Genomic DNA, 22697 nt, shown 5'->3' with positions numbered 1-22697 from the left:
GCCATAAATAGGGGAGATTCCTGTGCTGCTCACGCAGCAGCTCGCGGCGCGGGTGCGGGCGAGACTGTGGGACAGGATGCTTGACGCTTCACCGGCCCAGCACCGCGGAGTCTCCACGTCCTGTGACCGCCCGTCCGGCGGCAGAGTTGTACCGATGAAGCTGGTTTCGGGCGGCGTTGGTATCGGCGTTGCCGATCCACCCACACCGCGGGTTCTTGCACGCGAACCGGGATTGCGTCTCCCGGCATACCGGCGTGGAGTGTTCACCGACCCGATGCTGGCCCGTTGCGAGGAGATCATGCGAGACGTGTGCGCGGACTTCGAGGTCGAGCTGCGCGAGTTCAACGGCGAACACGACCACGTCCATCTCCTCATCCACTACCCGCCGAAAGTCGCCCTGTCCAAGCTGGTCAACAGCCTCAAGGGCGTCTCGGCCCGCTATTTGCGCCAGGAATACTCCACCCACGTGCGTCAATACCTGTGGGGCGGACACTTCTGGTCGGGTTCCTACTTCGCCGGATCGGTGGGCGGAGCCCCGATCTCGGTTCTGCGCCAGTACATCGAGCAGCAAAGCCGACCGGTTTAAGGCACGCTCAGGCGCTGGAGCGCCTTCCCGCGTGGGCACCCCCGGCGTAAACGCCGGAGCACTGGCCCGCATCCCGGTAGATTCCTTCCGTGCTCTCCCAGATGGCGCAAGACCAGGCCACCGCCCGCACTGAGACGGTACGGCCGAGTCTGGCCGCAGTCGCCGCCCGAGCTGAACCGGTGCGGCTGTGAGGCGGCCGACGCTGGAGGCGGTCGCCGCCCGTGCAGGGGTCTCGCGCGCCACCGCGTCCCGGGTCGTCAACGGGCAGACGACGGTGGCGCCGGACATCCGTGACGCCGTCCTGCGCGCCATCGATGAGCTGGGCTACCTGCCCAACCCGGCGGCGCGCAGCCTGGTCACCCAGCGCACCGACTCCATCGCCCTGGTCGTCTCCGAGCCGCCGACCAGGGTGTTCTCCGAGGACCCGCTGTTCGCCACGGCCATCCGCGCGGCCAGCGTCGAACTGGAGGCGGCCGACAAGCAGGTCGTCCTCATGCTGGCCTCCTCCCCCAAGAGCCATGCGCGGGTGGAGCGCTACATCGCGGGCGGCCACGTGGACGGCGTCATGCTCATCTCCATGCACGGCGCCGACCCCCTGCCCACCGCGCTGTCCCGCTTGCGCGTCCCGGTCGTCTCGTACGGCAGACCCGCCGTACCCGTCAACATCCCGTACGTCGACAACGACAACATCGGCGGCGCCGAGGCGGCGGTCCGCCACCTGGTCGAAGCGGGCAGACGCCGAATCGCCACGATCGCCGGCCCCCAGGACATGATCGGCGGCCAGGACCGCCTCACGGGCTACCGCAACATCCTGCGCGACTCCGACCGCCGCTCCATCGTCGCGGTGGGCGACTTCACCCGGCAGTCCGGCGCGGTGGCCATGCGCCAGTTGCTGGGCGACGACCCGAGTCTGGACGCCGTCTTCGTGGCGAACGACCTGATGGCCGTAGGCGCCCTACAGTCGCTCCGGCTGGCCGGCCGACGGGTGCCGGACGACGTGGCCGTGGTGGGCTTCGACGACATAGAGGCCGCCAAGTACACCGAACCCCCACTGACCACGGTGCGCCACCCGGTGCCCGAACAGGCGGCAGCCATGGTGCGATTGCTGCTGGGCCTGTTCACAGGTGGCTCCGCCGAACCCATCATCCTGCCCACCGAGCTGGTCATCCGCGAATCCGCCTGAAAGCAAGGACCTCCCAGGGTCAGGCTGTGTTGCCGGGGGCTGACGCCCCCATTTACCAGCAAGGTCCTCGCTCTTCGCTCGGGCTGCCTTCCTGGGGGCTTCGCCATTCGGCGGAGGCCTGCCGGCCCCCGCACCCCCGGCGGTTAACCGCCTCAGGAGGGACTTTGATGGCCCATGTCCCGGATGAGGCAGGCGCAGACAATGACGGTCTTCGGGCGTCAGCGGCGGGGCGGCACTGTCATGAATGGCCCTGGTCGGCGAGCTGGCCATAGGGCAGTGGGCAGTCAGGGCAGGCGCAGTGGGTCAGGCTGTCGCAGCGGGCGGCGATCACCTGGCTGAGGGCGTCGTGAATGGTATGCAAGTCGGCGATCTTGGCTTCGATCTCGGCCAGCTTGAGCTTGGCGCGCTCTTGCAGATCAGGCGCAGGGTGGCTGCGCCGCCCGGTCTCCAGCAGCTCGGAAACCTCCTCCAAGGTGAAGCCGAGCCGCTGCGCGGCTTTGATCACTCTGAGCAAGGTGACCGTCTCGGGCGGGTAGGTGCGGTGCCCGCCAGGGCTGCGCCGCGGTTCGGCGATCAGGCCGCGCCGCTCGTAGTAGCGCAGGGTCTGGATGTTGACCCCAGCTCGCTCGGCGACCTGAGCGGTGCGCAGGGTCGGGTCGTTGACCCCGGCACGCCCCGCGACCTGCCCAGTGCGCAGGAAGGGCTCCTGAATCTCATGCGACATGCGTGCCCCCGTCAGCCACCACGCTCTGGCCCGCGCTGCTGCCCTCGTAAGGGCTCTTCATGATCGGTCCGACCACCGGTTCACGCCGACGGCGCGGCCGCGTCGGCCTGCCGCTGGAGTGCGTCCAGCACGTCGACCCGCTGCTCGGGCACCCGAACCTCCAGGCCCATGGCGCCGTCGGCGATGGTGAGCGTGAAGGTGAAGAAGGAGCAGCAGCCGTTCTCCCGGGCCGCCAGCTCAGCGGCCCGGGCCGCGTTCTCCGGGGTGAAGATCAGCTCCAGCCGCAGCCGGGTAGGGTCCGGCCGCTGGATCGCTCGCACGATCTCGGCGAACAACGCGTCGAACTCGGCCACCCGCAGCGGCTGCTCAGCGGTGGGCAGTGTGCACGCCGAGGGGACCCACTGCGGGCCAAGGGCTATGTCCTGGTGTGTCATAGCTCGACGGTAAACCTGTACCTCAGTACAGGATGCAAGCCTCTCCGCTACCGGACCACGCGGTACTTCAGGTGCGTCACCAGACCGGTGCCCGACACCTCGCCAACCGGTTCAAGGTTGGTGTCCCCGACGCCGTCGAACAGCCGCTCGCCCCTGCCGAGGATCACCGGCGCGACATGCAGGCGCAGCTCGTCGATCAGACCCGCCGCCAGGTACTGGTTCACTGTCTGCGCGCCGCCCGCGATGGCCACGTCGCGATCTCCGGCGGCCTCGCGGGCCTGGGCCAGGGCCGCCTCGATCCCCTCAGTGACGAAGTTGAACACCGTGCCGCCCTTCATCGGCAACGGCTCGCGCGGGTGGTGGGTGAGGACGAAGACCGGCGCGTGGTACGGCGGCTCGTCGCCCCACCAGCCGCTCCAGTCCATGTCCCAGGCGTCCCGGCCGGGGCCGAACATGTTGCGCCCCATGATGAAGGCCCCCGCCGCGGTGATGCCCTCGATCACCTCCGCATGCACCTCGGGCTCGTCGAACATCCAGCTGTGCAGGCGCCGCTCCGCGCCCTCGCCGAGCGGGTTCTCCAAGCTCTGGTTCGGTCCCGCTACGAAGCCGTCGACGGACATCGCGATGTCACAGGTGATCTTGCTCATCTCGCTACCTCCTATGTTGGGTGCCTGTTCATGGGGAAGTCGGAGCCGCCCGCCCGTTCTCTACATGGTCCAGTGAGATGCGGGTCACATTTGCTGGGATCCAGTCACACTCCTGGGTGCGGTGCCGCTCTCAGTTGGTGACCCTGGAATGTGGGAGGAGCACACGATGAGCGAGCAGGCGACCAGCGTCTTCACCGGCCATCGCGAGCTGCTGTTCTCGATCGTCTACAACATGCTGGGCAGCGTCGCCGACACCGAGGACGTGCTGCAGGAGACCTGGCTGGCCTGGGCGCCCAGGAGCGAGGCGGGCGAGGAGATCCTCAATCCGCGCGCGTACCTGGTGCGGATCGCGGTCAACCGGGCGCTGGCCCGGCAGGAGAGCATCAGCCGTCGCCGGGAGGACTATGTCGGCCCTTGGTTGCCCGAGCCGCTCATCACCCAGCAGCCCGATGCCGTGGATCCGGCGGTGCGGGCCGAGTCGGTGTCGATGGCGTTGCTCGTGGTGCTGGAGACGCTCACCCCGCTGGAACGGGCGGTGTTCGTCCTGAACGAGGTCTTCGGGTACGCCCACACCGAGATCGCCGGAATCCTGAACCGCAGCCCGTCGTCGATCCGCCAGCTCGCTCACCGCGCCCGCGAACATGTGCACGCCCGCCGCCCGCGTTACCAGGCCGACCCGCGGATCCGCCAGGAAGTGACGGAACGGTTCATCGAGGCCGTGGCCGGCGGTGACCTCGACGCGCTCATGCGGGTCCTGGCGCCGGACGTGGTCATGTGGGCCGACGGCGGGGGCAAGGCACGAGCCGCCGGGCTGCGGCCGCTCCACGGGCGGGACAAGATCGCCCGTCTGATCGTCGGCAACGCGACCCGGCATCCTGTCGATGATCTCAACATCCGCTTCCGGACGGTCAACGGTGATCCGTCGGCGCTGCTGCTGTCCGGTGACACCACGTTCGCGGTCATCGTTCTCGACCTGGTCCCCGACGGGACTCAGGTCTGCGGCATCTACGCCGTGACCAACCCCGACAAACTCTCCCACCTGGAAAGAGGAACCGCATGATTCTGGTATCCGGAGCCACCGGCAACATCGGCCGTCCGCTCGTCGCCGAGCTGGCCGCCAAAGGCGTGAAGGTACGCGCCCTGACCCGTACCCCCGAAACGGCCCGCTTCCCCGAAGGAGTCGAGGCTTGCGACAGCGCCAAGCCCGACTTCGACGGCGTGACCGCCCTCGTCCTGAACATCTCGGGGGGCTCCGTCGCCCTGCTGGAGGCGGCCAGGACGGCAGGGGTACAGCGGGTCGTCACCGTCTCGGCCCTGGTCGTCGCCGAGGAGGAGGACCCGGAGGAGGGCAGCAACGCCGCGATCCACCGCGAACTGGAGATGGCGGTGGAGGCCGCCGTCCCGGAATGGACGCATCTGCGCCCCGGCGCCTTCGCCGCGAACTCCTTGCGCTGGACGCCCCAGCTCCAGGCCGGAGACGTGGTCCGCGGACCGTACGCCCAGGCCCGTACCTCGCCGATCCACGAGGTGGACATCGCCGCCGTCGCCGTACGGGCGCTGCTCGGCGACGAACTACTGGGCCAGGCGCCCACGCTGACCGGGCCGCAGGGGCTGTCCTTCGCCGAGCAGGTGGAGATCATCGGCTCGGTGGTGGGCCGGCCGCTGCGGTACGAGGAGATCAGCCCGGAGATGGCCGCGCAGGCGATGATGGCGCACGGGGTGCGCAAGGAGCAGGTCGACTCGCTGCTGAGCTATTTCGCGGACAGCATCGGGAAGCCGGTACCGATCACGGGCGAGGTGGAGCGGATCCTCGGCCGCCCCCCTCGCACCTACGCCGAGTGGGTCGCCGACAACGCCGACGCCTTCCGGCAGTGACCTCGGCTACCTTCCCGTCTTCGTGGACCAGAGCGGCGTCCTGCCGTCGTAGATGACGACATTGCCGTCGTCCTGCATTTCGAGTCGCGCCCCGGGGTTTTTTCCGGTCTCGGAATTCCACAGCGGCGTCTTGCCCAGGTAGACGACTAGATTTCCGTCTTTCTGCATCTGGGTGACGGCCCCGGGGTTACCTCCGGTCTTGGAGCTCCACAGGGCCCGGCGGGCGCGGTAGAGCACCAGATTGCCGTCCTCCTGCTGGACGAGCTGGTAGTCGCCGTTGCGGGAGCGGACGTACTGGTTGGGCTTGAGCGCGTAGCCCGGGGCGAGCACGCTGATCGTGGCATGGCGGTTCCACACCGGCGTCTTGCCGTCGTAGATCACCAGGTTGCCGTCGTCCTGCACCGCGAGGCGAGCGCCTGGGCTGTCTCCGGTGTTGGACGCCCACAGAGGCGTCCTCCCCCGGTAGACGACCAGGTTGCCGTCGCTCTGCATGGCGGCGAACGCGCCGGGGCTGTCGCCGGTCTGGCTGCTCCACAGCGGCGTCTTCCCCCGGCACAGCACCAGGTTGCCGTCCTCCTGCTGCTGCAGGACGTAGGCGCCGTCGGACGAGCGTACGGAGTCGCCGGCCTTCAACGTCTGCCCGGGGTTCAGCCATACGGTACGGTCGGCGCTCACCGCCGCCGTGACGCGCTTCGCCTCCGCCCAGGCCGCTGGTGAGACCGAGGCCACGGCCATCGTGCTCGCCAGCGCCAGCGCACCAATGTACATAGATGTTCTTCTCACGCGTTCCCCCTGCATATGGATGATCAAGCGAGAAGGACGCTATCCAGACATGGTCGACGATCGGCCCATTTCGAAATGCCTGGAACCTTCGCCAAGGTGGGGCGCGCATCATCTGGTCGTCAAGCCGGAGTTGTGGCGCGTAGTTGGTGTCTGTGAAGCGGCGGGCAGCGTCGGGCTCCTCATTGGACTCTCGTCGCCTTCGTGATCGTCCGCCTGACCTCCCGCCGGGCGGGACGGCCTCGTTCGCTTCGTCACAGCGCTCCGATCACCATGGCGATCAGGATCAGAGTGACGAGGGTGAGGCGGAGGGCTGCGGAGAGGGCCGGGCGCGTGCATCTCATGCGGGGCCCCGCCAGGGCATTCTTCCGGAATGTAAACGACCGGCACACGTCATGCGTCAACCATAGGTTGACACTGAGATAGCGTCAACCTCGCGTTGACGCCAGGCGGTCACTCCGGCGTCAGTAGCCGCTGGTGAGTCGTACGCCGGAGCCGATCGAGCGCGGAATGCCGACATTGTCGACCAGATTGCCGGTCGACGCGATGGACAGCGCGTTACCCCTGCCCCTCCTGAACAGCAGGCCGGTCTCTCGTCTGGTGCCGTGGCCGAGGATGGTGTTGCCCGTCACTACGGCGTGGCCGGTGCCGTAGTTCACGGCGTCGAGGGCCAGGTAGACGAAGGAGGGGTCCTGCTGCGGAGCGGGGGCCCGACCGGACTGGCGGGTGTTCGCGGGCTGGGTCACGGCTGGTCGGGGCCCGAATTTGTGGATCCGGTTGTTGGAGATCGTGGTCCCGGCTTCGCCCTGGAGGTCGCAGCGGATGCCGTAATAGGTCTGCCTAGCAGCGGCCTTGGTGCCGAAGTCCTCGATGTAGTTGTCGCGGATGGAGGTGCCGAAGCAGCGGTGGGCGTCGATGGCGTGCTTCGGCGTCGCGTACAAGTGCAGGTCACTGAACGTCCACCCGGCCGAGTTCTCCGCGTCGACGCCGCTCTCGCCGCTGAAACCGATCCACGAGCGCTGGAACGTCCAGTCGGTCACCGCGTTGCCGGGGTCGACCACCTTGAGGCCAGAGCCGCCCGCCCGCTCTATGTAGACGTCGCTGATCACGCTGTTGACCATGGTGTTGCGCAGCTTGGTGCCGTTCTTGGAGGGGTTGCTGACGCGGATGCCGTCGCTGGGTGTGCCGAGGATGTCCACGTCATAGATCCGGCTGTCCCACGAACGCAGCATCAGGCCCACGGTGCCAGTGTTGTGGTCGCGGTTGCCGTCCAGCGTCAGGCGCTCGATGCGTACGGGATCCGAGCTGTACGCCTGGTCGGTGACCCAGGACTCCGAGGCCAGCATGGCGGGCAGGTTCGCGCCGTCGGCCTGCTTGATCACTGTTCCGGCCTTGGCGTCGCCCCGGTACGTCCGGCGGCCGCGGAGAGTGATGGTCCTGTTGATCAGGCACGGGCCCTTGAGCACCACCTCGTCGCCCTCCTTGGAGGCGTCGATGGCGGCCTGGATGGTCCTGGCGTCGGCGGCCGTGTTGACGCAGGTGGCGTTCACCCTTGCGGCTACGGCCGGGGCCAGCGGCTGGATCACCACCGCGCTGCCGGAGGCGGCCAGCGTCAGGGCGATGGCCCCCGCGGTCTGGCGTGGGCGTGGTTTAGGCACGTGTAATCCCCTTCCGGGCATTCCGGAAATGACCTGAGGACCGCGGCGTGTGAACGTCCCCCGACGCCCCTGCGGTCTCCGGTGCCGAGCCTCATGGAAGGATCCCGATCCGCTCGGGAGAACTCCCTAGACCTGCCCGAAATTTGGTGCCTACCGGGATCGTTCCAGGCGGTGGCGGCCGTGCCTGCCGTAGGTTGCGGTGAATGAAGGGGGTTGTGATCGAGGGGCGGCAATTCGGCGGGCCGGTCAATCTGCTCACGATCTCGTGAGAAGGCCGCTCACCTCCCGGGTGAACACCTCCACGTTGTCGATCATGATGTTGTGGCCGGCGTCCGGGACGCCGATCAGCCGTACCCCGGCGGCCACCAGCTCGGCCGCCCCGAGGAGCTCGCCGTCCGCCTCCGGGTAAAGGTAGGCGCGCGGGATCGGCAGCCTCCGCAGCTGTTCCCGCGCGTTCGACCTCGTGAGGTGGACCGAGCTCCGGTGCAGCGCCTCCCGTCCGGCAAGCCTCATTGTGGCGGCCCAGTGTGGCCCGACCCGCGCCAGCGTCTCGTCCCAGCCGTGCCGTACGAAGTCTTCCTCGGTGTAGGTGGCGACGCCCGAACTGCCCGGCCGTAGCGCGGGTTCGATCGGGTCCAGACTGGCGTCCACCAGCACCAGCTCGGCCACCAGCTCCGGATGCCGCTCGGCCAGGTGTACCGCGATCGTCCCGCCCATGCTGTGCGCAATTACCTGCGCCGCGCGCACGTCCGCCGTCCGCAACGCGGTCGCGAGCGCGTCCGCGTGCTCCTCCATGGTGTAGCCGAACGTGGTGGGTCGATCGCTGGTCCCGAACCCCAGCAGGTCCACAAACAGGCTCCGATGCCCGGCCAGCTCCGGTCGGCTCGCGGCCTCCAGGAAGTAGGGCGCCGCTGCCGCGCCCAGCCCGTGCACATAAACCCGGACCGGCTCCCGCCCGGCCACCTCGGCCCAGCGGATGCGGCTGCCGTCCGGCAGCACTTGCGCGTCTCTCATGCCCTCTCCTCGATATATTTAGTCGTCGATATACTAAGTTGTCGAGGTATCATAGCGGCATGATTGAGCTGTCGATCCTGGGGTTCCTCTACGAGGAACCTCTCCACGGGTACGAGCTGCGCAAACGCGTCGCCGCCTTGACCGGCCATGTCCGCCCCATCGCCGACGGCACCCTCTATCCGGCGATCAAACGCCTGGAGCGCGACGGCCTGCTCGAACGCGACCTGCAGCCCGGCGTCCAGGCCGCCCCCAGACATGTGCTCACGCTCACCGACGCCGGGCGCGCCGAGCTGCGGCGGCGGCTCGCCGAACCGGCTGAGCCGTTCATCACCGATGAGAACCGCTGGTTCACGATGCTGGCGTTCCTTCGCCACCTCGATGAGCCCGCGCTCCAGGCGAGTGTGCTGCGACGCAGACTGGCCTTCCTCACCGAACCGGCCAGCTTCTTCTGGGACGGCGACCGGCCCCTGCGGGCCGCCGACTTCGACGACCCGTTCCGCAAGGGGCTGTTCACGATCGCTACCGCGACCAGCAGGACCGAGATCGGCTGGCTGCGGGAAACGTTGGCCGTGCTGGGCGCCTAGGGGCGGCGAGCGTGTGCCGCAGCCATCCGGCGGCATGGTCGCGACAAGTGCTTTGGGGGCCTTCGGCGGCATTGACGGCACGGGCGTGGCCATCGGCAATCGCTGCGGCTGATCTCGCGCCCTCGCTGCTGCCGCCTGCGGGTCAGTAGCCGCTGGTGAGTCCCCCGCGGGGGCCGGTCGTACGTGGGATGCCGACGCCATCCGGCGAATGGTTCCAGTAATTCCAGTCGTGGCCAGGCCGCGCCCGGACGATGGCCGGGCGCGGGCGGTCAGTGGGGTGAGGGTGCGAGGCGGACGGTCGCCGAGTTGTGGGTGATCGACAGCACTCGTACGGTCAGCGCGCCGACCGAGCCGTTGCCGCCCGCGCTCAGCTGCGTGGACGAAGAGGCGCCGGGCCCCGTGCCCTTGACCTCTACGGTGTAGCCGATGCGCGCGATCGACAGCGTGGTGAAGCCAAGGGTGCTGGAGAGGGGGAAGCTCACCGGCTTGGTGATGGTGATCTTGCACTTCCCGTCGAAGCAGTCGCTGACGTCGCGCGGCTTCCCCGCCGACGCCGAGGTCGCGGCCGAAGCCGCGGCGACGGGCGCGCCGGAGACGATGACGGCGGCGGCGAGCGCCAGGCAGGTTGTGGCCATCCGATGCATGGTGTCCCTTTCGGTGGTCTCCGTCAGGTCAAGCGACCTGATGTGACTGATCAGCTACCAAGGGTAGTGACGCGAAGAACGCCTAGAGGTGGAAGACACGCAGCTGGAGCGCCAGCGTGGTGTGGTAGCCGACCAGCGTGGTCAGCTCGAACACCACGGCTGCGACTCGCCGGGCACACCGGAAACGTGCTACCCGTTGGGGATGCCCAACGAAGATGATCTTTACATCGGAGCGTCGGAGGACCACGTCGATGCCGTCACCGCGGTCGCGGTCTCCCCGGACGGAAAGATGGGGGCGACCGGCGCGCGCTCCGGCGAGATCCGGCTGTGGGATCTACGCCATGGCCTGCTGACCGCCTATGTGGGAGGGCTGCAAGGCGGACCTGTGGAGAGCGCCGCGTTCATTGGCAACGCCAAGCGGCCCCAGTTATTGACCGCGGGCGGATCGGCCTCGCTGTGGACAGTGACGGCCGAGGCCCTGGAATGGCGGCAGCTCCCTTGGGACGGCGGACGGCTCCTCACGTCCTCGGACCGAGAGGCGGCGCTCAGGCAGTGTGGAGACCTTAGCTGGCTGGGCGTCTTCGGCCCCCTCTACGGCAGCATCGAGTCGGACTCCCCGCTGGCATTGGGACGCACCGCCTCCGGCCTGATCGTCGTGAGCAGTGACGAGGGCCTGATCAGGGCCTGGCGGCGGCCTTCTGGGGAGACCTACGGCGACGCCGGGCTCGTGTGGGCCTTCGGCGGCGATGCGGCGGATCAGCGGCTGACGCGCAGTTGCGACCGGTGGCGGCTCGTGGTGTCCGCGCGTCGCGGCCGGGTGGTCGTTCTCGACGCGGAGACCGGGGCGGCCGTGACCTCGTTCACCCCGCCCGCCCGGCCGACGGCGATCGCGGCGCATCCGGACCGGCCGCTGGTGGTGCTCGGCGGGAGAGACGGTTCGCTGTCGTGGTGGGATGCCCGCTCGGGGCACTGCCTCGGGCGCGTTCAGGCGCATGGCGGCCGCGTCCGGGCGTTGGCGCTCGCCACCGGCACGGACCTGGTGATGTCGGTTTCCCAGGATGGGACAGCCGCGCTCTGGCGGCTGCACGGCCGTGGACCCGCCGGCCGCTTCGTGCCGCCCACATCCTCCGGCCCCCGGGAGCTGACCCATGTGGCCGGTACGCCGGACGGGCGGTGCTGGCTGATCGGCGGGCGCGGCGGCCAGGTTCACGTTCTCCACTGGTCCGGGCATGCCGGGCTCGTGCCGCAACGCGTCGGCCGCCCCTCCTGGGTGATGGACGGTGGTGACGTGGAGACCCTGCTCGACGACATCCGCCACCACTGGGACGACGGCGCGGCGAGCGTGGCAGCGGTCCGTGAACTGGTTTCGGGTGACCTCGACGAAGCCTGGCACGGGACGGCGGCGAACGCGCTGGCGGACCTGATCGTGAACGGTGCGGATCCGGCGGCCCGGGAGGCCGCAGTGATCGCGCTGGCGGGGATCGACGAGGGCAAAGCCACCACCGCCCTCTACCAGATGTTCGCCCGTCATGACTGCGGCGGTTCTGCCGGGCGGTTGCTGGCGTATTTCACCGGCGAGGACGAGTCCTCGACGGAGGAGCTCATCGCGAGCCTGCCCGGGATCGGCAACTTCCTCGGTGTGCTGGCCTCGGCCACCTTGGGCGAACGGGGCGCTGCCGCGGTCCCGGCGGTGCATGCGGCGCTCCGCGCGTTTCCCTTCCCAGCCCGGGAAGACGCCGAGCACTGGTTCCGTGATGAGTCGACCAAGTACCGGCTGATGTACGCCCTCAGGCGGGCCGGTGCGGCCGCGGCGCCCGCGACGCCAACCCTGCTGACCGTGCTGGAGGACGATGAGATCTACCGGGACACCCGGCACCAGGCGGAGGTGACCCTGCAGGCGATTGGCCTCCGGGAGACCGCCGACACGATCGCCGCCGAGGTCCGGCGCCGGGTCGTCCTCGTCGTCCACGACGAGGACGACGAGGACGACGAGACGGAAGACTGCGGCCTCCTGCTCGAGGTGCTGCTGGGCATGCCGCCCGCGGCTCTGGCGGCCTCCCACGAGGTCGGACCGGCGCTGAAGGCGGTGCGGCGCCGCTTCGGCGACGGCATCAGGACGTACGAGGACGACGGCGAGATTCGCGAGTACACGGTCCTTGAGATTCGGCTCGCCGACTACATCGACGAGAAGATCGCCGAGGAGATCAAGAGGTGAGCGGCCCGCGGACGTGGGAAACGATCGCGGGTCAGCGTGGGGCGAGACGGATGGTCGCCGACTTCTTAGTGACTGACACCCTCACCGACAGGTTGTTGATCGTCCCCCGGCCGCCCGAGCCGAGCACCACTGTCGAGGAGACGCCGGGCCCCGTACCCCGCACCTTCACCATGCCGGAACCGACTCGCGCGATGGACAGCCGGGTGAAGCCGTACCGGCTGGAGATGCGGAATCTCACCGCCTTGGTGATCGTGATCTTGCACTTCCCGTCGAAGCACGCGCGTACGTTCGGCGGCTTCGCGACGGCGGCCGCGGCTGCGGTCGGAGCGGCGGCTGATGCCGGAGCGGCGAAGATGGGGACGGCGGTGATGGCGGCGAAAGCGAGTGTCAGGCAGGTTGTGGCCGTTCGATGCATGTTGTCCCTTTCGTTGATCTCAACATACGGCTCGGACGGCTCGACGGCCTAGACGCGGAAGACGCGCAGTTGGAGTGCCAGGGTGGTGTAGTAGCCGACCAACGTGGTCAGCTCGAACACCACACGCTCCCCCAGCCGCGCGTACTCCGCGTCGTCCAGGTCGGCCCGTGCCACCAATGCCCTGGTGACGCCGAGCACCGCGGCCTCCTCCGGATCCGGCAGGTCCAGCGGGGCGCCGGTGCGCAGCGCCGCGAGGTCGTCGTCGGTCAGGCCGAGCCCGCGCCCGATCTCCTCGTGCACGCGCTGCTCGAAGGCGCTGTCGCAGTGACCGGCCACGGCCAGGATCGCGATCTCCCTGGCGCGGGCGCTCAGCACGGAGCGGTAGCGGATCGCCGCGCCGAGCTCCTGCAGCGCGTCGCCCACCGGCGGGCTGAGCAGCATCGCGTTGAACGGGCCGATCAGTCCGCCCGCGTCGTCGAGCATCGAGGTGCCGCGTGGGCCCGCGACGATCTTCTCGTAGAGGGCCAGGGCGTCGGGGTCGAGGTGGGCCGGTGGCTTGGACGGCAGGCGTTTCACGCCAGCGATGTTAGCCAGACGGTCGTGTCGGACGGCAGGGCGCCGTCCTCCAGGGGTCCGCTGGCCAGCAGCACCCGGCCCGGCGGCAGCGGTACGGGAGCGGTGCCGAGGTTGGACACGCAGGTCAGGCCGGACTCCCGGGTGAAGGCCAGGACGTCCGGCCCCATCGTGAGCCACCTGAGCGTGCCATCGCCGAGGAGGTCGCGGCGGTGGGCGAGCGCGGTGCGGTAGAGGTTGAGCATCGAGCCGAGGTCGGCCGACTGGGCCTCGGCCGTGACCTTGCGCCAGCTCTCAGGTTGCGGCAGCCAAGTACGAAGACCGCCGAAGCCGAACGGCGGCTCATCGCCCGCCCACGGGAGCGGCACCCGGCAGCCGTCCCTGCCCCGGTTGGTGCCGCCCGAGCGGCGGTACATGGGGTCCTGGCGCTGGTCGTCGGGCAGATCCTCGACCTCCGGCAGGCCGAGCTCCTCGCCCTGGTAGACGTACACGCTGCCGGGCAGCGCCATGGCCAGCAGGGCCGCCGCCCTGGCCCGGCGGTGGCCGAGCTCCGGGTCGGAGGGCACGCCGTGCAGGCGCCCGCCGTGCGCGAACGTCGTGTCCGCCCGGCCGTACCTGGTCACCGGGCGGGTGACGTCGTGGTTGGACAGGACCCAGGTCGGCGGGGCGCCGACCGGCGCGTGCGTGGTCAGTGTGAGGTCGATGACCCGGCGCAGTTCGGCGGGCTCCCACGGGCAGGCCAGGAAGTCGAAGTTGAAGGCGGTGTGCAGCTCGTCAGGGCGCAGGTAGCGGGTGAAGCGCTCCTGGTCGGGCAGCCACACCTCGCCGATCAGCACGCGGTCGCCGTACTCGTCGGCGACCTCGCGCCAGCCCCGGTAGACCTCGTGCACCTCGTCGAGGTCCTCGTAGGAGGTGTCCGACTTGAACAGCAGGGCCGCCGAGTCGATCCGGAAGCCGTCGACGCCGCGCTCGAACCAGAAGCGCAGCACGTCCTCGAACTCGCGGTGGACCTCCGGGTTGTCCCAGTTGAAGTCCGGCTGTTCTGGAGCGAAGAGGTGCAGGTACCACTGCCCGTCGGCGACCTGTGTCCAGGCGGGTCCGCCGAAGATCGACTGCCAGTCGTTCGGCTCGTCGCGGAACCAGAACCGGTCCCTGGCCTCGCGGTCGGTCAGCGCCTCCTGGAACCAGGCGCTCGCCGTGGAGCTGTGGTTCGGCACCACGTCGATGATGACCTTGATGTCGAGCTCGTGCGCCTCCTCGATGAACGCCTCCGCCTCGGCCAGCGTGCCGAACACCGGCTCGATGCCCCGGTAGTCGGCCACGTCGTAGCCGCCGTCGGCCATCGGCGACGGGTACCACGGGTTCAGCCAGATGGCGTCGATGCCGAGATCCTTCAGGTACGGCAGGCGCGAGCGCAGCCCGGCGAGGTCGCCGATGCCGTCACCGTTGCCGTCGGCGAAGCTGCGCAGGTAGACCTGGTAGATCGCGGCCCCCCGCCACCACGTTTGCGACATGCGCTATCCCTTAATGCTCCCGGCGGTGAGGCCCGCCATGATGTGCCGTTGGAAGATGAAGAAAACGATGATCATCGGGATGCTGGAGATGACCAGGCCGCCCATGATCTGGTTCTGGCTCACCGCGCCGGCGGTCTGCGACAGGCCGACGCTGACCGTCATGTTCTCGCTGTCGGTCATGACCAGCAGCGGGAGCAGGAAGTCCTTGAAGGCGGTGACGATGGTGAAGATGGAGACCACGCCGAGGATCGGCCTGGAGATCGGCAGGATCACCGACCACAGGACCCGCAGCGGGCCGGCGCCATCGATCTGGGCCGCCTCGACCAGTTCCCGTGGGATGGAGTCGAAGAAGCGCTTGAGCAGGAAGATGTTGAAGCCGTTCGCCGCCGCGGGGAACCACAGGCCCCAGGCGTTGTTCAGCAGGTGCAGGTCGACGATCGTGACGTACAGCGGGATGATCACCACCATCGGCGGGATCATCAGCGTGGCCAGCATCGCGCCCAGCACCACGTTCCCGAACATCGGCCGCAGCTTCGACAGCGCGTACGCCGCCGCGACGTCCACGGCCATGGAGAACAGCCAGGCACCCAGCGCGTAGAACGCGGTGTTCTTCAGCAGTACGCCGATGTCGAACAGGTCCCACGCCTCGATGAAGGCGTCGAACGTGGGGTGGGCGGGGAACAGGGTCGGCGGCATCTGGGCGATCTCCTCGCCCGTCTTCATGGCGCCGGTGATCATCCAGTAGAGCGGGAAGACGAAGACCAGGGTGGAGCCGGTGACGACCGCGACCAGGACGGTCCAGTAGATGCGCCTGCCCCACCTGCTGTTGAGCTGGTGCGGCGAGACGATCGTACGAAACTGAACCTCGATCCGCTTCGGCGCTCTCCTCTCCCGCCGTCCCCTGGTAGCAGCCCGGGCACCGACGGAGATCATGCCTTGTCCTCCCGGGTGAGCCGGAGCTGGAAGGCCGCGAAAGCGAGGAGCACGATCATCAGCATCATGCCGAGCGCGCCGCCCGCGCCGTAGTCCTGGAGCGTGAACGCGAACTGGTACATCTGGAAGGCGACGGTCATCGTGGCGTCCTCCGGGCCGCCGCCGGTGAGCATGTACGGCTCGATGAACACCTGCATGGTGGCCACGACCTGCAGCATCAGCATGAGCAGCAGGATCAGCCGGGTCTGCGGGATGGTGACGTGCCTGATCCGCTTGAAGATGCCTGCCCCGTCGAGCTCGGCCGCCTCGTACAGCTCGGGCGGGATGTTCTGCAGCGCGGCCAGGTAGATCAGCGTCGCGCTGCCCATGTTCATCCAGGTCGCGACGATGACCAGGGAGATCAGCGCGGTCGATGAGGAGTCGAGCCAGGCCAGGGCCGGCAGGTGGAAGAAGTCGAGCAGCTGGTTGAACAGCCCGGGCCCGGGATCGAAGAACCACCTGAACAGCAGCACCGCGACGATCGGCGGCAGCATGACCGGCAGGTAGACCACGAACCGCAGGTAGGCCCGGGCGTGGCGCAACTCGTTGAGCACCAGTGCCATGACGAACGGCACGGCGTAGCCGCAGAGCAGGGCGAGTGCCGTGAACTCCACGGTGTTCAGCCATGCCTTGCCGAACGACGGGTTCTGGACGACGGTCAGGAAGTTGTCCAGTCCCACCCAGGTGGGCGGGTTGACCAGGGTCGTCTTCTGGAAGCTGAGGACGAACTCCCTGATCATCGGGTACCACGCGAACACCGCGAAGCACGCCAGCGCCGCGCACAGGAACCCGTAGGCCGTCAGATTGCGCCTGAGGACACGCATTCAGGTCAGCCCTTGGTCGCCAGCATCGAGTTGGCCTTGGTCTCGGCGTCGGAGAGCAGGCTGTCGATGTTGGCGTCCTGGCGGCTCAGCACGCCCGACATGGCCACGTCGAGGATGGCGTACAGCTCCTGGGCGTGCACCGGCTCGGCCTTCGGCGGGATGGTGGCGGCGGCGTCCACGTACGGCTGGTAGTTCGCGACCGGCAGCGTGGCGTTCGCCGTGCGGTCCTGCTTGATCGCCTTGCCGGTGGCCGAGTCGCCGAAGACGTCGTTGTCGGGCACGCCGACGGGGTTGCCGAGCGTCTTGCCACGGGCGAAGTCGAACCGGCCCTTGCCCGCGGTGTTGAAGCGGAAGTCGACCCACTCCAGTCCGGCCTTGGCCTCGGCGGGGGTGGCCTTCGGGTTGATCATGTACGCCTCGCCGCCGCTCAGCGACGCCTTGGCCTCGGGGAAGCCGGTGATGCCGTAGTCGGCGACGCTGCCCTTGAACTTGTTGACGACGTCGGTGACCACGTCGGGCGCGCCGAGCATCATGCCGACCTTGCCGCTGCCCATCGCCATCATCAGCGACTCCCAGCCGACCAGGAGCTTGTTGCCCATGCTGTTGTCGACCCAGCGCATGTCGTGCAGGTTCTGCAGCACGGCCTTGCCCTCGGGCGAGTTGAACGCGGCCTTCTTGCCGTCGTCGGTCACCATGCTGCCGCCCCGGCCGTAGATGGCCTGGGTGAAGTGCCAGCCGCCGGTGTTGCCGCCGGAGTACTCGCCGTAGCCGACGTAGCCGGCGCCGAGGCCGGCGATCTTCTTGGCCGCCTCGCGGACCTCGGCCCACGTCTTGGGCGGGGTGTTCGGGTCGAGCCCGGCCTTGGTGAACAGCGCGCGGTTGTAGACCAGGCCCACGCCGTAGTGCACGTTCGGCACGCCGTACACCTTGCCGTCCTTGGTGACCAGCTGCCTGACGTCGGGGCGCAGGTCGTTCCAGTTCTTGATCTCGCTGGTGTACGGGGTGATGTCCAGCGCCTGGCCCTGGCCGATCACGTCGTTGTAGTTCGTCACGGGCACCACGAAGACGGTCTCCATCTGGCCACCCGCCAGCTTGGGCCCGAACGTCTTGGGGTCGTAACACGGCTGCTGGTCCGTGCTCTTCACCGTCACGCCGGGGTGCGCCTTCATGAACGTGGCCACGTCGTCGTCCCAAGCCTGCCGCTCCTTGGGCGCGGACTTCGCCGGCTGGCAGGCCACCGTGATCGACACCGGGGCGGCTCCGCCCGCCGTCGACTTGGCGGGCTCGCCCGAACCACAGGCCGTGGCGGACAGGCCGAGAACGGTGACGACTAACAGTCCTGTGGATCTCTGCATGGGCTGACCCTTCTAATGCGAGGTGCCCACACCATAGGTTCGCCGACCGATCTCCGCAATATTGCGACTGTGGATTGCAAGATAACGACTGGATTAAGCCTTGCGGGCCGTGGACGCGCGTACGACCAGCTCCGGCTCGAACAGCAGCTCGTCGGCGGGGACCACGGCCTTGTCGATCTGGGCGACCAGCAGGTCTACGGCGGCCCGGCCCATCGCGTCGATCGGCTGGCGGACCGTGGTCAGGGGCGGGTCGGTGCAGTTCATCAGCGCCGAGTCGTCGAAACCGATGACCGACACGTCGGCCGGCACGGCCAGCCCCGCGCGCCGGGCGGCCCGGACCGTGCCGAGCGCGAGCGGATCGCTGGCGCAGATGACGCCGCTCACCCCCCGCTTGACCAGCCGCGCGGCCGCCGCATGGCCGCCTTCCAGCGAGAACATCGTGTGCTCGACCAGCTCGGGATCGCCCCCACCCGCGAGGAACGACTCCAGCTTGCGCCGCGACGGCATGTGGTCCTTCGGCCCGAGCACCATGCCGACGCGCTCGTGGCCGAGCGCCCGCAGGTGGGCCAGGGCCATCTCGGCGGCCACGATGTCGTCGCACGACACCTGTGGGAAGTCGAGATGGGCGACGGCCGCGTTGACCAGGACCGTGGGCAGCTTGCGCTCGTGCAGCAGCGCGTAATGGGCGTGCGAGGCGTCGGCCTGCGCGTAGTGGCCCCCGGCGAAGACCACGCCGCTGACCTGCTGCTGGAGCAGCAGGTCGACGTAGTCGGCCTCGGAGACGCCGCCGACCGTCCTGGTGCAGAGCACCGAGGTGAAGCCCTGCTGGGCCAGCGCGCCGCCGACCACCTCGGCGAACGCGGGAAAGATGGGGTTCTGCAGCTCGGGCAGCACCAGGCCGACCAGCCGGGCCCGGTCGCCGCGCAGCTGGGTGGGGCGCTCGTAGCCGAGGACGTCGAGCGCGGTCAGCACGGCCTCGCGGGTCGCCTCGGACACCCCGGGCTTGCCGTTGAGCACGCGGCTCACGGTCGCCTCGCTCACCCCGACCTTCTTGGCCACCTCTGCGAGTCGTCGCGTCATGCGCAAACTATAAGGCCGATCACGCAAATGCTTGCAACCGCTTACGTGGATCCGACGTCTGCTGCTTGCGGCCGGTCGCCGCCGATACTCAGCGCGCCTGGCGCTCTGACCAGCCGTTCTGGTGGGTAGGAGACCTCGGCTGTCAGTCAATTCTTTGCGAAATCTCGTCGAAATATTGCTGCTATCTGCTGGACATCTTATGGTTCGGCCATCGTCTTCCTCGAAGGGCCATCCCCCATGAGAGCTGTCCTAGCCGCCCTTGCGTTAGTCATCGGAGTCCTGGCCGCCCCCGCGTGGGCGGCCGACACCAACCTCTCCGCCGGCAAGACCGCCACCGCGAGCAGCTTCACCGACGTCTATCCCGCCCCCAACGTCACCGACGGCAACCAGGCGACCTACTGGGAGTCGGCCAACAACGCCTTCCCGCAGTGGGTGCAGGTGGACCTCGGCTCGGCCGCCACCGTGAACCAGCTGACGCTCAAGCTCCCGAGCGGCTGGCCGAGCCGTACGCAGACGCTCACCGTGCTGGGCAGCGCGAACGGGACGAGCTTCAGCACCATCAAGGACGCGGCCACCTACACCTTCAACCCCACGGCGACGATCCCCGTCAGCGCCTCCGGCACGCGCTACGTCCGCCTCCAGATCACCGCGAACAGCGCCTGGCCCGCCGGTCAGCTCTCCGAGTTCGAGGTGTACGGCGAGGCAGGCGGTGAGGATCCCGGTGACGGGACGAACCTGGCGAGCGGCAAGCCGATCACCGAGTCGTCGCACACCCACACCTACGTGGCGGCCAACGCCAACGACGGCAGCGTCCAGACGTACTGGGAAGGCGCCGCCTACCCCGGCACGCTGACCGTACGGCTCGGCGCGAACGCCGACCTCACCTCCATCGTGCTCAAGCTCAACCCCGACCCCGCCTGGGCCAGGCGTACGCAGACCATCCAGGTGCTCGGCCGCGAGCAGAGCGCCAGCGGCCTGTCGAGCCTGGTGGCGCAGGCCGTCTACACCTTCGACCCGGCCACCGGGAACTCCGTGACGATCCCGGTGACGGCCAAGGTCGCGGACGTGCAGCTCAAGATCACCGCGAACTCGGGCGCGCCCGGCGGGCAGATCGCCGAGTTCCAGGTCTTCGGCACCCCGTCGGCCAACCCCGACCTCACGGTCAGCGGGCTGACCTCGTCGCCGGCGGCCCCGATCGAGACCGACGCGGTCACGCTGTCGGCCACCGTGAAGAACTCCGGCACCGCCCCCTCCGCCGCGACCTCCGTCAACTTCTACCTGGGCACCGTCAAGGCGGGCACCGCGAACGTGGGCGCCCTGGCCGCCGGGGCCTCGGCCACCGTGTCGAGCGCCATCGGCACACGGGACGCGGGCACCTACCAGGTGAGCGCCAAGGTCGACGAGGACGGCAAGGTCGTCGAGCTGAACGAGGGCAACAACACGGCCACCGCCTCGCTGACCGTCAAACCCGTCGACACCGCCGACCTGATCGCGGCACCGGTGGCCTGGACGCCGGGCAATCCCGGCCAGGGCGACACCGTGACGTTCTCGGTAGGGATCAAGAACCAGGGCACCATGGCCTCCAGCGGTGGCTCCCACGGCATCACGCTGACCGTCGCCGACGAGTCCGGCACGGTCGTCAAGACGCTGACCGGCTCGACCAGCGGCGCGATCGCCCCGGGCGCCACCGCCGGACCGGCCGGGCTCGGCACCTGGACCGCGGCCAACGGCAAGTACACGGTCAAGGTGGTGCTGGCCGACGACGCCAACGAGCTGCCGGTCAAGCGGGCCAACAACACCAGCACGCAGCAGCTGTTCGTCGGGCGCGGCGCGCACATGCCGTACGACACCTATGAGGCGGAGGACGCGGCCATCGGCGGCGGCGCCACCCGCATCGGCCCGAACAGGACCGTCGGCGACCTGGCCGGCGAGGCGTCCGGACGCCGGGCGGTGACGCTGGGCACGAACGGCTCCTACGTCGAGTTCACCACCAGGGCGGCCACGAACACGCTGGTCACCAGGTTCTCCATCCCGGACGCGGCGGGCGGCGGCGGGAACAGCTCGACGCTGAACGTCTACGTCGACGGCACCTTCCTCAAGACGATCGATCTGACCTCCCGCTACGCCTGGCTCTACGGCCCCGAGGCGGGTCCCGGCAACTCCCCCGGTTCCGGGGCGCCGAGACACATCTACGACGAGGCCAACCTGCTGCTCGGCACCACGGTCCAGGCGGGACACAAGATCAAGCTGCAGAAGGATGCGGCCAACGGCTCGACGTACACGATCGACTTCGTCGACCTGGAGCAGGTGACGCAGATCCCGAACCCGGACCCGGCGCACTATGCCGTACCAGCCGGATTCACCCACCAGGACGTGCAGAACGCGCTCGACAAGGCGCGCCAGGACAGCACGCTCGTCGGCGTCTATCTGCCCGCCGGCGACTACCAGACGGCCAGTAAGTTCCAGGTGTACGGCAAGGCGGTCAAGGTCGTCGGGGCCGGGCCGTGGTTCACCAGGTTCCTCTCACCGGCGGGCCAGGAGAACACCGACACCGGCTTCCGCGCGGACGCCACGGCCAACGGGTCGACGTTCGCGAACTTCGCCTCCTTCGGCAACTACACCTCGCGCAACGACGGCCCCGGCAAGGTCTTCGACCTGGCCAATGTGGCGAACATGGTGATCGACAACATCTGGGTGGAGCACCAGATGTGCCTGCTCTGGGGCACCAACACCGACAACATGACGATCAAGAACTCACGCATCCGCGACACGTTCGCGGACGGCATCAACATGACCAACGGCAGCACCGGCAACCTGGTCACGAACATCGAGGCCCGCTCGACGGGCGACGACAGCTTCGCGCTGTTCTCGGCCATCGACATCAACAACGGCGAGCAGCGGGACAACGTCTTCGAGAACCTGACCTCGCTGCTCACCTGGCGGGCGGCTGGTGTGGCGGTCTATGGCGGGTACGCCAACACGTTCCGGAACATCTATGTCGCCGACACGCTGGTCTACTCGGGCGTCACGATCAGCTCGCTGGACTTCGGCATCCCGATGCTCGGGTTCGGGGCCAGCCCGCCCACGAGCTTCGAGAACATCTCGCTGGTCAGGGCCGGCGGCCACTTCTGGGGGCAGCAGACGTTCCCGGCGATGTGGGTGTTCTCCGCTTCCAAGGTGTTCCAGGGGATCAGGGTCAGCAATCTGGACATCGTCGATCCGACCTACCACGGGATCATGTTCCAGACGAACTACGTGGGCAACCAGCCGCAGAACCCGGTCAAGGACACGATCTTCACGAACGTGTCGATCAGCGGGGCTCAGAAGAGTGGTGACGCCTTCGACGCCAAGTCCGGCTTCGGGGTGTGGGCCAACGAGCTGCCAGAGCCGGGGCAGGGGCCGGCCGTGGGGTCGGTGACGTTCAACAATCTGCGGTTCGGTAACAACGCGCAGAACATCAAGAACACGACGTCTACCTTCACGATCAACGTCAACCCCTGACCACCCGGGGGGTCCGCCACGCGACCGTCTCGATCTCTGTGACGGTCGCGTGGTGGCTGGTGTCCCTTGGGAGATACCCCCTTCGGGGGAGCGGGAGAAGACGGCCCGTCGTGGCGGCG

Annotated in this window: 20 protein-coding genes and 1 pseudogene; 7 read left to right on the top strand and 14 right to left on the bottom strand. The window is 68.6% G+C overall.

What is annotated here, in order from left to right; genetic code table 11:
- Window positions 1-247 precede the first annotated feature (247 nt).
- Window positions 248-586: pseudogene (gene tnpA, locus AB0J16_RS10585) on the top strand (IS200/IS605 family transposase); the annotation flags it as partial.
- Between the two features lie 187 nt (window positions 587-773).
- Complete coding sequence (locus AB0J16_RS10580; RefSeq protein WP_358536970.1) at window positions 774-1769, top strand: LacI family DNA-binding transcriptional regulator; 996 nt, start codon at window positions 774-776, stop codon at window positions 1767-1769.
- 238 nt (window positions 1770-2007) lie between these two features.
- Here the strand turns inward: AB0J16_RS10580 and AB0J16_RS10575 are convergent, their stop codons facing one another.
- The 3 genes from AB0J16_RS10575 to AB0J16_RS10565 all read right to left on the bottom strand — a co-directional run bounded on the left by AB0J16_RS10575 (window position 2008) and on the right by AB0J16_RS10565 (window position 3574).
- Window positions 2008-2493: a MerR family transcriptional regulator gene (locus AB0J16_RS10575; RefSeq protein WP_358536968.1), complete on the bottom strand. Its 486-nt coding sequence runs from the start codon at window positions 2491-2493 to the stop codon at window positions 2008-2010.
- A gap of 80 nt (window positions 2494-2573) precedes the next feature.
- The gene (locus AB0J16_RS10570; protein ID WP_358536966.1) at window positions 2574-2927 is read right to left on the bottom strand and encodes a hypothetical protein; all 354 of its coding nucleotides are present in this window, start codon (window positions 2925-2927) and stop codon (window positions 2574-2576) included.
- Window positions 2928-2974: 47 nt separating this feature from the next.
- Window positions 2975-3574, bottom strand: coding sequence for a dihydrofolate reductase family protein (locus AB0J16_RS10565; RefSeq protein ID WP_358536964.1), 600 nt, complete (start codon window positions 3572-3574; stop codon window positions 2975-2977).
- 166 nt (window positions 3575-3740) lie between these two features.
- Here AB0J16_RS10565 and sigJ point away from each other — a divergent pair, with 166 nt between their 5' ends.
- Together sigJ and AB0J16_RS10555 are read left to right on the top strand one after the other, a co-directional pair.
- Window positions 3741-4634, top strand: coding sequence for an RNA polymerase sigma factor SigJ (gene sigJ / locus AB0J16_RS10560; protein WP_358536962.1), 894 nt, complete (start codon window positions 3741-3743; stop codon window positions 4632-4634).
- Window positions 4631-5449, top strand: coding sequence for an NAD(P)H-binding protein (locus AB0J16_RS10555; protein ID WP_358536959.1), 819 nt, complete (start codon window positions 4631-4633; stop codon window positions 5447-5449). Before sigJ ends, AB0J16_RS10555 begins: the two co-directional genes overlap by 4 nt.
- A 6-nt stretch (window positions 5450-5455) precedes the next feature.
- Here AB0J16_RS10555 and AB0J16_RS10550 read toward each other — a convergent pair whose 3' ends face one another.
- The 3 genes from AB0J16_RS10550 to AB0J16_RS10540 all read right to left on the bottom strand — a co-directional run bounded on the left by AB0J16_RS10550 (window position 5456) and on the right by AB0J16_RS10540 (window position 8901).
- Complete coding sequence (locus AB0J16_RS10550; protein WP_358536957.1) at window positions 5456-6217, bottom strand: hypothetical protein; 762 nt, start codon at window positions 6215-6217, stop codon at window positions 5456-5458.
- 476 nt (window positions 6218-6693) lie between these two features.
- Complete coding sequence (locus AB0J16_RS10545; RefSeq protein WP_358536954.1) at window positions 6694-7887, bottom strand: right-handed parallel beta-helix repeat-containing protein; 1194 nt, start codon at window positions 7885-7887, stop codon at window positions 6694-6696.
- A 255-nt stretch (window positions 7888-8142) separates the two neighbouring features.
- Window positions 8143-8901, bottom strand: coding sequence for an alpha/beta hydrolase (locus tag AB0J16_RS10540; RefSeq protein WP_358536952.1), 759 nt, complete (start codon window positions 8899-8901; stop codon window positions 8143-8145).
- Window positions 8902-8960: 59 nt separating this feature from the next.
- Here AB0J16_RS10540 and AB0J16_RS10535 point away from each other — a divergent pair, with 59 nt between their 5' ends.
- Window positions 8961-9485: a PadR family transcriptional regulator gene (locus AB0J16_RS10535; RefSeq protein ID WP_358536950.1), complete on the top strand. Its 525-nt coding sequence runs from the start codon at window positions 8961-8963 to the stop codon at window positions 9483-9485.
- 269 nt (window positions 9486-9754) lie between these two features.
- Here the strand turns inward: AB0J16_RS10535 and AB0J16_RS10530 are convergent, their stop codons facing one another.
- The gene (locus AB0J16_RS10530) at window positions 9755-10120 is read right to left on the bottom strand and encodes a hypothetical protein (RefSeq protein WP_358536948.1); all 366 of its coding nucleotides are present in this window, start codon (window positions 10118-10120) and stop codon (window positions 9755-9757) included.
- A 211-nt stretch (window positions 10121-10331) separates the two neighbouring features.
- On the opposite strand from AB0J16_RS10530, the gene AB0J16_RS10525 reads away from it, so the two are divergent.
- On the top strand, window positions 10332-12344 hold the full coding sequence (locus AB0J16_RS10525; protein ID WP_358536946.1) for a hypothetical protein: 2013 nt from the start codon (window positions 10332-10334) through the stop codon (window positions 12342-12344).
- A 31-nt stretch (window positions 12345-12375) separates the two neighbouring features.
- Here the strand turns inward: AB0J16_RS10525 and AB0J16_RS10520 are convergent, their stop codons facing one another.
- The 7 genes from AB0J16_RS10520 to AB0J16_RS10490 form a co-directional block, all read right to left on the bottom strand.
- Window positions 12376-12759: a hypothetical protein gene (locus AB0J16_RS10520; protein ID WP_358536944.1), complete on the bottom strand. Its 384-nt coding sequence runs from the start codon at window positions 12757-12759 to the stop codon at window positions 12376-12378.
- A 48-nt stretch (window positions 12760-12807) separates the two neighbouring features.
- Window positions 12808-13335: a carboxymuconolactone decarboxylase family protein gene (locus AB0J16_RS10515; RefSeq protein ID WP_358536942.1), complete on the bottom strand. Its 528-nt coding sequence runs from the start codon at window positions 13333-13335 to the stop codon at window positions 12808-12810.
- Window positions 13332-14846: a glycoside hydrolase family 13 protein gene (locus AB0J16_RS10510; protein WP_358536940.1), complete on the bottom strand. Its 1515-nt coding sequence runs from the start codon at window positions 14844-14846 to the stop codon at window positions 13332-13334. The genes AB0J16_RS10515 and AB0J16_RS10510 overlap by 4 nt, the downstream gene beginning before the upstream one ends.
- Before the next feature lie 3 nt (window positions 14847-14849).
- A complete protein-coding gene (locus AB0J16_RS10505) occupies window positions 14850-15779 on the bottom strand; it encodes a carbohydrate ABC transporter permease (RefSeq protein WP_358536938.1) in 930 nt (309 codons plus the stop codon).
- On the bottom strand, window positions 15776-16642 hold the full coding sequence (locus AB0J16_RS10500; protein WP_357646875.1) for a sugar ABC transporter permease: 867 nt from the start codon (window positions 16640-16642) through the stop codon (window positions 15776-15778). The genes AB0J16_RS10505 and AB0J16_RS10500 overlap by 4 nt, the downstream gene beginning before the upstream one ends.
- A 5-nt stretch (window positions 16643-16647) precedes the next feature.
- Window positions 16648-17997: an extracellular solute-binding protein gene (locus AB0J16_RS10495; RefSeq protein ID WP_358536936.1), complete on the bottom strand. Its 1350-nt coding sequence runs from the start codon at window positions 17995-17997 to the stop codon at window positions 16648-16650.
- A gap of 93 nt (window positions 17998-18090) precedes the next feature.
- On the bottom strand, window positions 18091-19077 hold the full coding sequence (locus tag AB0J16_RS10490; RefSeq protein ID WP_358536934.1) for a LacI family DNA-binding transcriptional regulator: 987 nt from the start codon (window positions 19075-19077) through the stop codon (window positions 18091-18093).
- Between the two features lie 237 nt (window positions 19078-19314).
- Between AB0J16_RS10490 and AB0J16_RS10485 the strand changes: the two genes are divergently transcribed.
- Window positions 19315-22578 carry a discoidin domain-containing protein gene (locus tag AB0J16_RS10485; protein WP_358536932.1) on the top strand — a complete coding sequence of 1088 codons (3264 nt, stop codon included), beginning with the start codon at window positions 19315-19317 and terminating at the stop codon, window positions 22576-22578.
- The last annotated feature ends 119 nt before the right edge of the window (window positions 22579-22697 follow it).

This window comes from Nonomuraea sp. NPDC049750, assembly GCF_040659625.1.
Classification (GTDB): domain Bacteria; phylum Actinomycetota; class Actinomycetes; order Streptosporangiales; family Streptosporangiaceae; genus Nonomuraea.
The sequence above is the reverse complement of the archived record's forward strand: the minus strand, read 5'-3'. Positions and strand labels throughout refer to the sequence as shown.

Bases quoted from the DNA above. Each gene is read 5' to 3' on its own strand.
- AB0J16_RS10575 (WP_358536968.1), bottom strand. From the start codon at position 2,493: ATGTCGCATGAGATTCAGGAGCCCTTCCTGCGCACTGGGCAGGTCGCG.
- AB0J16_RS10570 (WP_358536966.1), bottom strand. From the start codon at position 2,927: ATGACACACCAGGACATAGCCCTTGGCCCGCAGTGGGTCCCCTCGGCG.
- AB0J16_RS10565 (WP_358536964.1), bottom strand. From the start codon at position 3,574: ATGAGCAAGATCACCTGTGACATCGCGATGTCCGTCGACGGCTTCGTA.
- sigJ (WP_358536962.1), top strand. From the start codon at position 3,741: ATGAGCGAGCAGGCGACCAGCGTCTTCACCGGCCATCGCGAGCTGCTG.
- AB0J16_RS10555 (WP_358536959.1), top strand. From the start codon at position 4,631: ATGATTCTGGTATCCGGAGCCACCGGCAACATCGGCCGTCCGCTCGTC.
- AB0J16_RS10550 (WP_358536957.1), bottom strand. From the start codon at position 6,217: ATGTACATTGGTGCGCTGGCGCTGGCGAGCACGATGGCCGTGGCCTCG.
- AB0J16_RS10540 (WP_358536952.1), bottom strand. From the start codon at position 8,901: ATGAGAGACGCGCAAGTGCTGCCGGACGGCAGCCGCATCCGCTGGGCC.
- AB0J16_RS10535 (WP_358536950.1), top strand. From the start codon at position 8,961: ATGATTGAGCTGTCGATCCTGGGGTTCCTCTACGAGGAACCTCTCCAC.
- AB0J16_RS10530 (WP_358536948.1), bottom strand. From the start codon at position 10,120: ATGGCCACAACCTGCCTGGCGCTCGCCGCCGCCGTCATCGTCTCCGGC.
- AB0J16_RS10525 (WP_358536946.1), top strand. From the start codon at position 10,332: ATGCCCAACGAAGATGATCTTTACATCGGAGCGTCGGAGGACCACGTC.
- AB0J16_RS10520 (WP_358536944.1), bottom strand. From the start codon at position 12,759: ATGCATCGAACGGCCACAACCTGCCTGACACTCGCTTTCGCCGCCATC.
- AB0J16_RS10510 (WP_358536940.1), bottom strand. From the start codon at position 14,846: ATGTCGCAAACGTGGTGGCGGGGGGCCGCGATCTACCAGGTCTACCTG.
- AB0J16_RS10505 (WP_358536938.1), bottom strand. From the start codon at position 15,779: ATGATCTCCGTCGGTGCCCGGGCTGCTACCAGGGGACGGCGGGAGAGG.
- AB0J16_RS10500 (WP_357646875.1), bottom strand. From the start codon at position 16,642: ATGCGTGTCCTCAGGCGCAATCTGACGGCCTACGGGTTCCTGTGCGCG.
- AB0J16_RS10495 (WP_358536936.1), bottom strand. From the start codon at position 17,997: ATGCAGAGATCCACAGGACTGTTAGTCGTCACCGTTCTCGGCCTGTCC.
- AB0J16_RS10490 (WP_358536934.1), bottom strand. From the start codon at position 19,077: ATGACGCGACGACTCGCAGAGGTGGCCAAGAAGGTCGGGGTGAGCGAG.
- AB0J16_RS10485 (WP_358536932.1), top strand. From the start codon at position 19,315: ATGAGAGCTGTCCTAGCCGCCCTTGCGTTAGTCATCGGAGTCCTGGCC.